Raw genomic sequence first — 12,535 nt, 5'->3', positions numbered from 1 at the left:
GGAGGCACAGGGGTGGCGGGTGCGGGATCGCAACTGGACCTGCCGCTTCGGGGAACTGGACGTGGTCGCCGAACGTGACGACCTGGTGTGCTTCGTGGAAGTGCGGATGCGCTCCACTGCCACCTGGGGCGACCCCTCCCACAGCGTGTCTTTCGCCAAGCAGCGCAGGGTGGTGAAGGCGGCGCTTCGGTACCTGTTCGCGCATGACTTGCGTGGACGGATGTTCCGTTTCGACGTGATTTCGGTGGTGGGGCGCGGCGAGCGCGCCACCGTGGACCACATCCCTGGCGCCTTCGACGCGGGGATGTGAGAGGACGACGCCATGGCTGGAACGCTCTATCTGGTGGCGACGCCCATCGGGAACCTGGGGGACGTCACATCGCGCGCGTTGGAGACCCTGCGCGCGGTGCGCTTCATCGCGTGTGAGGACACGCGGCACTCGCGGGTGCTGCTCGACCACTTCGGCATTGGCGGGAAGGACCTGGTGAGCCTGCCCGCCTTCGCGGAAGGGCAGCGAGCCGGACGCATCCTGGACCGGATTGGGGAAGGGGAGGACTGTGCGCTCGTGACTGACGCGGGCAGCCCCGCCATCAGTGACCCGGGCGAGAAGCTGGTGGCCGAGGCGCTGGAGCGCGGATTGACGGTGGTGCCGGTGCCAGGCCCCACGGCCCTGGTCGCGGCGCTGAGCGCCTCTGGATTGCCCACGGGGCGCTTCCACTTCCTGGGCTTCCTCCCGCGCAAGGGCGCCGAGCGCCGGGCGATGCTGGAGGAGGTGGCGCAGTTGTCCGCCACCCTGGTGCTCTATGAGTCCCCACGCCGCCTGTCGGAGACGTTGCCGGACCTGCTCGACGCCTGGGGCGACCGGCGCGCGTGCGTGGCGCGGGAGCTGACGAAGCTGCACGAGGAGTTCGCCCGGGGCACCTTGTCTGAGCTGGCCGCGCGCTACGCGGCGGAAGAGCCCCGCGGCGAGGTGGTGGTGCTGGTGGAGGGCCGCACCGGCGAGACGCGCTGGTCCGAGGAGGAATTGCGCCGGGCCCTGGAGGAGGGGCTGTCGCGCGGCGAGAAGCTCAAGGCGCTGAGCACCGAGCTGGCCCGCCGCGCGGGTTGGGCCGGTCAGGACGTCTACCGGCTGGGGCTCTCGCTGAAGCGCTGAGGTCCCCAGGTGGGCGCCGTCATCGGCGCCCACCGGGCCGCGCTAGAAGCTGAACGTGGCGCTCAGGTCGAAGCGGAACGTGGTGCTCTCCACCGCGAGGAAGCGGCGAGACACCAGGTCGTAGCGCCAGTCGAAGTTGGGGTTGAGGTCGGGCGAGCCGGGCTGTGTGTCCACGCCGCCGTCGTTGTTCACGTCACGCCCCGGATCCTCGGCGGTGAGGGCGTGGTTGGTGTTGTAGAGGAACATGCCGGACGCGCGAATCTGGAAGGCCTGCGACGCGTTCGCCGTGACGCCCAGCATGCCACCCACCTGGAAGTAGTCCTCGGAGGTGAGCAGCTTGCGCAGGGCGGCGCTCAGCTCGTTGTAGTAGCGGCCGCTGCCCACGTAGTTGCCGATACCCCGGACGTCCAGGGCGAAGCGCTGCGACTTCGCCGGCCGGTTGAAGGGCACCAGCTCTACGCCGAAGAGCATGCCCGCGGTGTGAGGGGCGTTGATGCCCGTCTCCTTGCGGTTCCACGGGCCCGTGAAGCAGTTGTCCGGGGCGCCCAGGTTATCCGGGTTGGAGTCCTTCTGGGCGCAATTGGAGTAGGCACCCGGACCGCGCACGGGGATGGTGTAGTGCGCCTTGAAGTACGGCTCGGCTGCGCCGATGCGGCGCGAGAAGGCCGTGTAGAGCTGGTACTTGTGGATGCGGTCGCCGATGTTGCCGCGGCTGTCCGAGTTGGTTGTGTCCGCGGCCGCGTCGCGCAGCTTCGCGGTGGGGGCCTCGTACTCCAGGCCGACAATCCAGGTGGGCTTCGTCTCGTCCTTCTCCTGGTTGAAGAAGGCGTAGGCCAGGCCGAAGCGCATGTTGCCCAGGCCGCCGCGGAAGCTCTCCTGCGGCACGTCGAACAGGGCGCTGCCCGGTGCCGAGCCCTCCAGACAGCCCGGGATGACAGAGCCGTTGGCGTTCAGGCAGTTGTTGGTGATGGTGGACGTCTCGGGAGACGAGTTGGACGTGAAGTCCCAACGCTCGTTCTGCGAGAAGACGACGGGCAGGGCGAAGGAGAACTCCAGGTCCCTATAGAGGCCGACGGACAGCTCCAGGTTGAGCCGGGCGTCCACGCCCTTGTACCAGAGCTCCGACGCATCCCGGCGGCCCGCCGGTTGCCCGGTGGGGGCCAACTGCTCGCGGATGATCTTCGCGCGGTTCTGCGTGCGCTCGAAGCCGACGTCGATGAAGAGGTCGAACGGGTCGTCCTCCTCGAGCGACGACGCAATCCGGGTGATGTCCGCCGCGGTGGCGGCGAACGGCGCGCCTAGCGTCAGCGCGGCAAGTACGACGCGAAGCCTGTGCATCCGACCTCCGACGGCAAATCTCCCCGGCCTTCCGGCAAGCCCGGGGGGCTTCCAGCTAGCCGTGCCGTCGAAGGAGTGTCAAGAAACGGGTGGCTTTTACTTGCCGGCCACCACGGACGCGCTCAGCAACCCGTCCATGCGGCGCACCTCCGCCTCGAAACCCGACCGGTGCTGCGCGGCCAGTGAGCGGCGGTAGGTCTTGTGCTGGTCGTAGGGGTCCAGCACCCGGTCATCCTGCGTCATGAGCTGGTAGTGGAGGTGGGGGGCGAAGCTGCGGCCTGTGTTGCCGCTCTTGGCGATGACTTGCCCCACGGAGAACCGGGTGCCCGGCTTGACGCTCTTGTCCACCTCGTCCAGGTGGAGGAAGAGCGCGCGGCGCCCCTTGCCGCCCGACTCCACCAACTCGATGCAGTTGCCGTTGCTGCTGAAGTTCCAGTTCTTCCGCTTCACCACGCCGTTGAAGGGGGCCTTGATGGGCGTGCCGACCGGGGTGCGGAAGTCCACGCCCTTGTGCTTGCGGCCATCGCGAAGCAGGGACGTCACCTGCTCGTAGTCGTCGATGGGGGAGCGCTCCAGCCTCAGCTCCAGCTCGTCGCCGCCGGACAGGTAGTACCGGGCATTGGGCTCGCCGTTGGCATGGTAGCGGTACGCGCTCATTGTCTTGCCCAGCTTGGCGCTGGTGAAGCGCACCGCCTGCACCAGGGGCTCCTCGTTGGTGCGGCGCTGGTAGAGCACCTCCAGCGTGTCACCGCGGAGAATCTCCCCGGGCACGGAGACCCACCACACCAGGGTGCGCGTCACCACCTGCGCCAGCGCCGGACCCACGTCCGAGCCAGCGGCGTTGACGAGCGCGGTCTCCAGGGGGCCGTTGATGCTCACCGATATGCGCTCCAGGCCCGCGGCCTTCACCGGGTCCGTGGCCACGGGCGCCGGCGTGGGCGCCGCGGCGACGGCGCCTGCGTCGGGAACTGCGTTGGGCATCTGCGCCGCGGCCTCTTCCGTCGCCTGAACCATCCGCTGCTTCCACCACCACACGCCGCCGGCGGCACCGCCGAGGATGAGTGACACGGCGACCACCGTGCCGAAGGGACTGCGCTTCGGAGGGGCACCGAGTGTGGGAAGGTTCGGCCGCATACAAGCTCCCTGAGTTGGAATGGGTGGGCGGGCCCGGAACCGACGCGCGCGAAGCGGAATTCCGCTTCCTCGCGGTCTATTCGTCCGGACCGTCTTCCTGCCCGTCTGGTGTGGTGTCGCGCAAGCCAAACTCCTTCATCTTCGTCTGGAGTGACTTGCGGCTGATTTGAAGCAACCGAGCGGCCCGGGTGACGTTGCCACCCGTCTCCTCGAGCTTCTTCACGATGAGGTCCCGCTCGAGCTCGGCGGCCTTCATCCGGACGATGTCCTTCAGGCCGACTTCCCCCGTCGGAACGTCGATGGAGGCCACCGCGCTGGCCAGGTTGGCACCCGCCTGGACGCCCGTTCCCTGGCGGACCGGCTCCGGCAGGTCGCGGGCGGTGATGAGAGGCCCGTCCGCGAACAGGAGCACGCGCTCGATGAGGTTCTCCAGCTCGCGGATGTTGCCCGGCCACGCGTAGCCCTGGAGCAAGGCCATGGCGTCGTCGGCGATGCCTTCAATCTTCTTGTTGAGGCGCCGGTTGTACTTCTCCACGAAGTGCCGGGCGAGCATGGGGACATCGCTGCGGCGCTCGCGCAGGGCGGGCAGGGAGATGGGGACCACCGCCAGGCGGTAGTAGAGGTCCTTGCGGAAGCGGCCGGCTTCAATCTCCGCCTGGAGGTCGCGGTTGGTGGCGGCCACGAGCCGCACGTCCACGCGCGTCGTCTTGATGCCGCCCACGCGTTCGAACTCGCCCTCCTGGATCGCGCGCAGCAGCTTCACCTGCATCTCCACCGGAATCTCGCCGATCTCGTCCAGGAAGAGGGTGCCCTCGTCGGCCAGCTCGAAGCGACCGGGCTTGGACGTGACGGCGCCGGTGAAGGCCCCGCGCTCGTAGCCGAAGAGCTCGCTCTCCAGCAGCGTGTGGGGAATGGCGGCGCAGTTGATCTTGATGAACGGCTTGTCGCGGCGGCTGGAGGCGCCGTGCAGCGCGGTGGCGATGAGCTCCTTGCCGGTGCCGCTCTCCCCGGTGATGAGCACCGTGGACGGCGTGTCCGCCACCTTGTCGATGATCTTGTAGACCTCCTGGATCGTCGACGAGTCGCCGATGATGGCCGCGCGCGCCTTCACGTCCGGGCGCACGGAGCGGCGGGCGCTCTCGTTCGTCTTCGCGGCCTTGGCGACGACGGAGGACAGCTCCGCTTGATCGAAGGGCTTGGTGATGTAGTCGAACGCGCCCGCCTTGATGGCGTCCACGGCGGAGTCCACCGTGCCATGCGCGGTGATGATGATGACGGGGACGTCCGGGTTGGCGGCGCGGATGGTTCCGAGCACCTCCATGCCGCCCACCTTGGGCATCACCAGGTCCGTTACCACGATGTCCGCGCCGTTCTTGTGGAACTCGGCGAGCCCTTGCTCGCCGTTCTCCGCCACGGTGACGTCGAAGCCGTCCCGGCGCAGCATCGCGGCGAGCACCTTGCGGAGGTTCGCCTCGTCGTCGATGACCAGGACCTTGGCCATGGTGGAAGTCGTGACCGCGGGCGACCGGAACTAGCGACGTTCCGTGGCGCCGGCGCCCTCCAGCGTGCAGATGGCGTCCGGGTGCTTGATGCGCAGCAGCAGCGCCTCCAGCACGCGGAACGGGTGGTTCATCCTCGACGCGCCCAGGTACGCCGCCACCATGTCCATGGACACTGCGAGGTCCATGTTCTCCCGGCCGGTGGACACCACCACGCCGGACTCCCCGCGCAGGCGGTTGGACTGGTAGACGCCGTCCGACGCGAGCTGGCGGATGGTCTCAATCTCCAGTACGCCCGTCTTCTCGTAGATGCGGTGCAGCTGCGAGTACAGCCGCGGCGAGAGCACGACGGCGTAGGGGCCGAAGTGGCCCTGCTCGTTGAGCTTGCGCGTGGCCTCGACGATGGCCTGGAAACCGCCACCCGGCGACGTCCAGTCACCCAGCGGCACCGTGAGCCGGCCGTTGGCCGTCATCAGGCCTTCGTAGCCCAGGCGCGCGTCGCCGTAGAAGATGAGTTCGTCTTCCTGCTGCGCGCACAGCGCGGCGGCGCCTGCGGCGGCCGACACGTCCAGTGGCATGTTGTGCGTGCGCGCGGCCTCGATGTCGCGCCAGTGCAGCAGGAAGTCCTTGTAGATGATGGGGATGGTCTTGAACTTGCGAGCATCGGTGAAGACCATCGCGGTCTCCTGCTCGCCGACGATGTCCACGGCGCCGGGTGAAACGCCCTGGAACTCGTCGTAGGGAACCGTCTGCACCCCGGCGCCCAGCGGCCCGTAGATGTCCAGGATGCGCCGGCCCACCAGCGAACGCCGGGCGACCTGGATGACAGTCTCGTTCAGACGCGCCCACTCCTCTTCGCGGAGCGGGTTCTCGGCATGTCCAAGGAAGTCAGGCATGAAATGTGGCTCCAGAGGCATCGACTAGAGAAGGGGGAAGAATGCTTCAGCGACCGCTGCCGGAACCACCGCCACCCCGGCGCAGTGAACCCACGGTGAGCGGGTGCGACTCCACGGCGGGCGGCGGCGCGGGCAGGCCGTACAGCAGCCGCTGGGGCGGCAGGGACGTTGGCGGCTCGGAGGGGAGCCGGCCGTTGCGGCCGTTGACGGAGAACGCCGGGCCGTCCGGTGTGGGCACATGGACGGTGGCGGGGGCAGGGGCCTCGGCGGCCTGGAAATGACCGGGGACGAAGGGCTTGGCGAAGTGGTCGTTCTGACCACTGTCCAACATGCGAAGCATGTGGACGGCCTCGGAGACGTGCTCCTTCTCCTCGGCGGCCAGGTGCTGGAAGAACGCGCGGACCTCGGGGTTCGAGGAGGCACGAGCGTAGGCTTCGTACTCGTTGATGGTCTCCAGCTCACGTGCCAGCACGAGGCGGATGCGCGCCACGTCGTCCAAGTCACTGTCGGGAGGGCCGGCCATTGGAATGGACCCTTGCAATCCAGGGGGTTCGGCGTCAAGCGAAACAGGGGGACGGGGTTTCGAGCTTCATGACACCGAACGGCCCGCGTAGAGTCCGCCGCTCTCGTGACCACGTCTTCGCCCGAGTCTCCGCCCCCGCCGATTGCGCCGGTTGCGCCTCCTCGTCCCGAGCGCTCTGGAGGTGGCGCCGCGCTGGTCGCGGCCGGCATCCTTGCTTCCCGGCTGATGGGCCTGGTGCGCGAGCGCGTCTTCGCCCACTACCTGGGTAATACGGAGGTCGCGGCCGTCTTCAAGGCGGCGCTGCGCATTCCCAACTTCCTGCAGAACCTGTTCGGCGAGGGCGTCCTCTCCGGCTCGTTCATTCCCGTCTACGCGCAGCTCTTGGGCCGCAAGGACACGGAGACGGCGGACCGGGTCGCGGGCGCCGTCTTCGGCATCCTGTCCCTGGTCACGGCGGTGGTGGTGGCGCTGGGCATGGTGTTCACCCCGCTGCTGGTGGATGCCATCGCGCCCGGTTTCCAGGGACAGGAGCGGGAGCTGGCCGTCCACCTGGTGCGCATCCTCTTCCCCGGCACAGGCATGCTGGTGCTGAGCGCCTGGTGCCTGGGCATCCTCAACAGCCACCGGCGCTTCCTCCTTTCGTACCTGGCGCCCGTCGTCTGGAACCTGGTCATCATCGCCGCGTTGGTGGCCGCGGGAGGCCGCTACGAGGAAGAGGCGTTGGTTTCGGTGCTGGCCTACGCCGTGGTGCTGGGCAGCTTCCTCCAGTTCGCGGTGCAGGTGCCCTCCGTCCTCAAGTTGATGGGCCGCTTCCGCCCGACGCTGTCGCTGGCGGCGGAGCCGGTGCGGCAGGTGTTGAAGAACTTCGGGCCGGTCGTGCTGGGGCGCGGCGTGGTCCAGTTCAGCGCGTGGGTGGACACGGCCTTCGCGTCACTCATCTCCAATCGCGCGCTGTCCTCGCTGCTCTACGCGCAGACCATCTACCTCATCCCGGTGAGCCTCTTTGGGATGGCGGTGTCCGCGGCGGAGTTGCCGGAGATGTCGCGCGCCACGGGGGAGGGCGCGGACGTGGCCGCCAGGTTGCGCCAACGCATCGACGGAGGCGCACGCCGCATCTGCTTCTGGGTCGTCCCGTCGGCGGCGGCCTTCCTCTTCCTGGGGGACATGGTGGCGGCGGCGTTGCTGCAGACAGGGCGCTTCGATGCGGCGGACTCGCGCTACCTCTGGTACCTGCTGATGGGGGCGGCGCTGGGATTGGTGGCCTCCACGGTGGGGCGTCTCTATGCCTCCGCCTTCTATGCGCTGAAGGATCCGAAGACGCCGCTGCGCTTCGCGGTGGTGCGCGTGCTGGTGGGTACCCTGGGCGCATGGGTGCTGGGCCTGTGGCTGCCGGGATGGCTGGGGGTGCCGCAGCACCTGGGCGCGTTGGGCCTCACCCTGGCCAGCGGCCTGGTGGCCTGGCTGGAGGCGGGACTGCTGCGCCGCAAGCTGGTGAAGCAGCTCGGGCCGGTCGGCGTCCCGTCTGGACTGCTGCCTCGCTTGTGGGGCGCCGCGGTGGTGGCTGGATTGGTGGCGGTGGGCATCAAGGTGGGCCTCACCTCGCTGCTCGGGCCGATGCCCGGTGTGTCGGCGGAGTGGGGGGGGGGCTTCCTGATGCCGCCGCGCCTGCACCCCGTTCTGGGCTTCGCGGCGGTGGCGCTCCCGTTCGGTGCTGTTTATTTCGGGATGTCAGCGGCCTTGGGCATCCCAGAGGCGGGAACGGTGTTGCGCAAGGTGGGGCGGAAGCTGCGTCTGGTGCGCTAACCACCTGGGATTGCTTGGCTCCCTGCCTGGTAAACGGCCGCTATTTGGTGTTGCAAGCATCGGGTCCGGGATGCTCTGACGGGGTGCCTCCGTTATGGTCGGAGCGTTGGCGTCAACGGCATGTGCGTCATCTGGCTTCCTCCGGACATGGCGCGCGTGTAGAGTGCGCCGCCTTTTTCACCGGGGCCCGGCTTCTCGGGAAGCCAGGGTCGAATTCGCTTCAGGAAGGTCTCGCAGTGAGCGACGAGAAGAACGGTTCCAATTCTGGCGGGATGGGTCCCAAGAAGCCGAAGGCCACCTTCGGTGACGTGATGCTCGGCATCCCTTCCGGGGGAGCTCGCAGCGAGGGCGGTCGGGGCGAACAGCGTGGCGGTGGCCGAGGAGGCGAGCGCAGCGGCGGTGGCCGTGGTGAGCGCGAGGCCCAGCCGCGTCCGGCGGGTGGTTCGCCGCGCGACGAGCGGGGGCCCCGTGGCGGGGGCGAGCGCCGTGGCGGAGGCGACCGTCGTCCGTCGGGTCCCATGGTCGTCGTGAAGCGGGCGTCGGGTGCCATCGAGACGCGCGGCCCGGTGGGGGATGCTCCCGCCGAGGCGACCGCGACGGCCGAGGAGACGACCGCCGCCGCCGAATCCTCCGCCGCGACGCCGGCCCCCACGCCGCGTCCGGTCATTCCGACGCCGGCGCCGACCAGCGCGCTGTATGAGGAAGTTCCCGAGGCCCAGTCCTTCGCCGAGATGTTCGAGGCTCAGGCGAAGGAGGGGGGGACGCCCAGCCGCAAGGGCCTGCGCGTGGGCGAGAAGGTCCGTGGCACCATCTTCCAGCTCGGCGCGGACACCGCGTTCGTGTCCGTGGAAGGCGCGGCCAAGAGCGAGGCGATGATCGAGCTTCGCGAGCTGAAGGACGACGAGGGCATCCTGCGCTTCGGCGTGGGTGACACCATCGACGCGCACGTGGTGGAGGTGGGGGCCAAGGGCATCCTGCTCAGCCGCGCGCTGGCCAAGGGCAGCGCGAACCTGGCCCTGCTGGCCGAGGCCCGCGCTTCCGGCATGCCCGTCGAAGGCCTGGTGCTGAGCGTGAACAAGGGCGGTGTGGAGGTCGCCATCGGTGACATCCGCGCGTTCTGCCCCATCAGCCAGTTGGACCTGCGCTACGTGGAGAAGCCGGACCAGTTCATCGGTGAGAAGCTCCAGTTCCGCGTGAGCGAGGTCCGCGAGCGCAACGTGGTGCTGTCGCGCCGCTCGCTGCTGGAGGACGAGCAGCGGCAGCTGGCCGCGGAGACGCGCAAGAACCTGGCCCAGGGCAAGATCGTCAAGGGCAAGGTCACCGGCGTGCGCGACTTCGGCGTGTTCGTGGACCTGGGCGGCGTGGAGGGAATGATTCCCGTCTCCGAGCTCTCGTACACCCGCGTCGGCCACCCGAGCGACGTGGTGAAGGTCGGCGATGACGTTGAGGTCGAGATCCTCCGCATGGAGGCCGGCCAGCCCAACTCGCCGGACAAGTCCAAGCAGAAGGAGCGCATCACGCTGTCCATGCGCTCGCGCCAGGAGGATCCGTTCCAGAAGGCGCTGTCCGAAATCAAGGAAGGCGACCGCCTCCAGGGCAAGGTCGTCCGCCTGCAGCAGTTCGGCGCCTTCGTGGAGCTGCGTCCGGGCGTGGACGGTCTGGTCCACATCTCCGCGCTCAGCGACCGCCGCATCGCACACCCGCGCGACGTGGTGAAGGAAGGGGAGACCATCTGGGTGTCGGTGGAGAAGATCGACACGCAGGAGAAGCGCATCGGCCTGCGTCGCATCTCCGAGGAAGAGGCGCAGCGTCCTCCCGAGGAGCGCACGGCGCCCGCCGCTGAAGCCGCCGCTCCGGCGCAGCCCGCCACGCCCCGTCCCAAGGTGGGCCAGGTCGTCGTGGGCAAGGTGGACCGCATCGAGCCCTACGGCGTGTTCCTCGCGTTCCCGGGCGGCAAGGGCTTGCTGCCCGCGAGCGAGACGGGCACCGAGCGTGGCACCGACCTGCGCAAGCACTACTCGCTGGGCCAGGAGGTGAAGGTGGCCATCCTGGACATCGACGCGTCCGGGAAGATCCGCCTGTCCGTCACCGCCGCCATCCGCGCGGAGGAGCGCGCCGAGGTGGAGGCCTGGCAGAAGACGCAGCAGCCGCAGGGCGCGGGCAAGAAGGGCTTCGGCACCTTCGCGGATCTGCTCAGCAAGGCGCGCAAGTAATTCCCTGTCTCCAGCGCTGATTTCGTTGATGTGGTCAGCGCTGGAGAAAGGTGTTGACGGTCCAGGCGAGGGACGGTACTTACCGCCTCGCCTCTCTCTGCCGCGGGGTGGAGCAGCCTGGTAGCTCGTCGGGCTCATAACCCGAAGGTCGCAGGTTCAAATCCTGCCCCCGCAACTCGTTGTTTTTCGAAGTCTGATTGGAATCGCAGTCAGGTTTCGAGTAGTTGAGTCTCAAGACATGTCGCGGGGTGGAGCAGCCTGGTAGCTCGTCGGGCTCATAACCCGAAGGTCGCAGGTTCAAATCCTGCCCCCGCAACTCGTTGCACGTTGAATCGCTGAACCCAAACATGACGCGGGGTGGAGCAGCCTGGTAGCTCGTCGGGCTCATAACCCGAAGGTCGCAGGTTCAAATCCTGCCCCCGCAACTCAGGTCGGCCCGGTCATTCTCATGGAATGGCCGGGCCGATTTCTTTTGCGCGTCTCGACGCGGCGACTGTCCTCCGGCACGGCTGCCCATCGTCCGGCCGAGCGCGTTGTGTTCGCTGGTGAAGGCGTACCCGGCACCACGGTCCATCTTCCTCATAGGGGATTGCCCCCACCGGTGATGCGCGGCTCACGCCGCCGACAACGACGAGGAGGAGTCCATGGACGCCGACATCACGCATGTCCTGCTGGTCGGAGGTACGGGGCGTTTTGGCGGCAGGTTGGCGTCGGCGCTGCTGGCGCGTCCCGGCATCCACTTGCATGTGTTGGTACGTCCGGGCACGCGCAGCGACGCGCTGGTGCGTCTGGCGGAGCATGGGGTGACGTTGGTGAGCGGGACGCTGGATGACATGCGCTCGCTCGATTCGGCCTTGGAGGGCGTGGATGCGGTGGTCTCCGCCGTGAGCGGACCACCCGAGGTGCAAGTGGCAGGGCAACTCCGGTTGCTGGACTCCGCGCGGCGGCATGGCGTCATCCGCTTCATCCCTTCGGACTACTCGCTGGACTACACCGACGCGGACGCGGGTGACGCCTTCATGGATGCGCACCGCCGTGTCGCGGACGCCGTGGTGAAGAGCGGCGTGCCGCACTCCTTCGTCCTCTGCGGCGCGTTCATGGAGACGGCGCTGTCGCCGCAGGCGCAGGTGTTCGACTTTGAGCGCGGCGTTGTCTCGTACTGGGGCACGGGGGACGAGCCCTTCGACGTCACCGCGATGGCGGATGCGGCGCGTTGGGTGGCGGAGGTGGTGGTGGATCCTCACGCCGCGGGCCGGCGGCTGGAGTTCGTGGGGGACGTGGCGACGGTGAATGACGTGGCCGCCCTGTACGAAGCGCTGACCGGTCAGCGCCTGCGCCGCCTGTGCAGGGGGAGTGTGGAGGACCTTCGCCGGCAGCTCGTGCGCGCACGGCCCGAAGGCGTGTCCGTTCAGGTGTCTTCAGCGGAGCTGAGTCTGCTCTCGCAGCTTGCGGGGAAGGGGAGACTGCGCGAACCGGCAAATGCCGAGTACCCGCGGCTCCGGCCCATGACGCTGCGCGACTTCCTTGAAGCACGGTGGATGGTGTCGACATCCGCGCGGGCGACGTTGCCACTCGCTTCACAGCCGTAGCCCGCGAGCATCGCGGACACTCGGTGGAGTCAGCGCGTCTCGGTGGCGGTGCGCTGCGGGCTCGGGTCGCACGCCAGCAGGGCGCACTGCGTCGCGGGCGCGCACTGATCATCACAGCAGCGCAGATGTCCCCAGGGGCAGCCACGGGATGTGGCCGTGCTGTTTTTCTCCTCGGAGGCGGATTGCGTCGCGCTGCCTGAGTCCTTCGCACCTCCGTTGCCGCGCGACATGGACTCAGGTGTCGCTTTACCCGGGTCCATGGTGGCTTCGGCACGCGGGAACGGGCGTTCCGCGGTGCCCAGACACCCAGTCGCGCCAAGCACAAGTGCCCAGAACACCACTCCCCAGGGCCCTGCGCGTCCATAACCCGTGCTCATGGCTCCCCCA

At 68.4% G+C, this 12,535-nt stretch carries 10 protein-coding genes and 3 tRNA genes; 8 read left to right on the top strand and 5 right to left on the bottom strand.

Going from position 1 to position 12,535, the window contains the following annotated elements:
• Both FMQ63_RS22900 and rsmI read left to right on the top strand, forming a co-directional pair.
• Positions 1-310 (top strand): YraN family protein (locus FMQ63_RS22900; protein WP_141276713.1); only part of this gene is annotated, 310 nt, incomplete at its 5' end.
• A gap of 12 nt (positions 311-322) precedes the next feature.
• Positions 323-1,153, top strand: a complete 831-nt coding sequence (gene rsmI, locus FMQ63_RS22895) for a 16S rRNA (cytidine(1402)-2'-O)-methyltransferase (protein ID WP_011553581.1) — start codon at positions 323-325, stop codon at positions 1,151-1,153.
• A gap of 42 nt (positions 1,154-1,195) precedes the next feature.
• Here the strand turns inward: rsmI and FMQ63_RS22890 are convergent, their stop codons facing one another.
• The 5 genes from FMQ63_RS22890 to encB form a co-directional block, all read right to left on the bottom strand.
• Positions 1,196-2,491 carry a hypothetical protein gene (locus tag FMQ63_RS22890; RefSeq protein WP_011553582.1) on the bottom strand — a complete coding sequence of 432 codons (1,296 nt, stop codon included), beginning with the start codon at positions 2,489-2,491 and terminating at the stop codon, positions 1,196-1,198.
• Positions 2,492-2,587: 96 nt separating this feature from the next.
• Entirely contained in the window at positions 2,588-3,754 is a 1,167-nt protein-coding gene (locus FMQ63_RS22885; protein ID WP_011553583.1) for a peptidoglycan DD-metalloendopeptidase family protein, read from the bottom strand.
• Positions 3,702-5,126 carry a sigma-54 dependent transcriptional regulator gene (locus FMQ63_RS22880; RefSeq protein ID WP_011553584.1) on the bottom strand — a complete coding sequence of 475 codons (1,425 nt, stop codon included), beginning with the start codon at positions 5,124-5,126 and terminating at the stop codon, positions 3,702-3,704. Before FMQ63_RS22880 ends, FMQ63_RS22885 begins: the two co-directional genes overlap by 53 nt.
• 30 nt (positions 5,127-5,156) lie before the next feature.
• Positions 5,157-6,020: an encapsulin nanocompartment shell protein EncA gene (gene encA / locus FMQ63_RS22875; protein WP_026114001.1), complete on the bottom strand. Its 864-nt coding sequence runs from the start codon at positions 6,018-6,020 to the stop codon at positions 5,157-5,159.
• A 46-nt stretch (positions 6,021-6,066) separates the two neighbouring features.
• Positions 6,067-6,543: an encapsulin nanocompartment cargo protein EncB gene (encB, locus tag FMQ63_RS22870; RefSeq protein ID WP_026114000.1), complete on the bottom strand. Its 477-nt coding sequence runs from the start codon at positions 6,541-6,543 to the stop codon at positions 6,067-6,069.
• Between the two features lie 105 nt (positions 6,544-6,648).
• Here encB and murJ point away from each other — a divergent pair, with 105 nt between their 5' ends.
• From murJ to FMQ63_RS22840, 6 genes are all read left to right on the top strand, one after another.
• A complete protein-coding gene (murJ, locus tag FMQ63_RS22865) occupies positions 6,649-8,346 on the top strand; it encodes a murein biosynthesis integral membrane protein MurJ (RefSeq protein WP_011553587.1) in 1,698 nt (565 codons plus the stop codon).
• A gap of 272 nt (positions 8,347-8,618) precedes the next feature.
• Entirely contained in the window at positions 8,619-10,559 is a 1,941-nt protein-coding gene (locus FMQ63_RS22860; protein WP_044277756.1) for a S1 RNA-binding domain-containing protein, read from the top strand.
• A 101-nt stretch (positions 10,560-10,660) separates the two neighbouring features.
• Positions 10,661-10,734, top strand: a tRNA-Met gene (locus tag FMQ63_RS22855).
• A gap of 67 nt (positions 10,735-10,801) precedes the next feature.
• Positions 10,802-10,875, top strand: a tRNA-Met gene (locus tag FMQ63_RS22850).
• A gap of 35 nt (positions 10,876-10,910) precedes the next feature.
• Positions 10,911-10,984: transfer RNA gene (locus FMQ63_RS22845), tRNA-Met, on the top strand.
• 219 nt (positions 10,985-11,203) lie between these two features.
• Positions 11,204-12,148 (top strand): aromatic alcohol reductase, encoded by a 945-nt coding sequence (locus FMQ63_RS22840; RefSeq protein WP_011553589.1) that lies wholly within the window; start codon positions 11,204-11,206, stop codon positions 12,146-12,148.
• Positions 12,149-12,535: the final 387 nt, after the last annotated feature.

Origin of the sequence: Myxococcus sp. CA005 (assembly GCF_006518205.1) — a bacterium.
Classification (GTDB): Bacteria; Myxococcota; Myxococcia; order Myxococcales; family Myxococcaceae; genus Myxococcus; species Myxococcus xanthus.
Note: the sequence above shows the minus strand (reverse complement) of the source record. Positions and strands in the feature narration are given on the sequence as shown.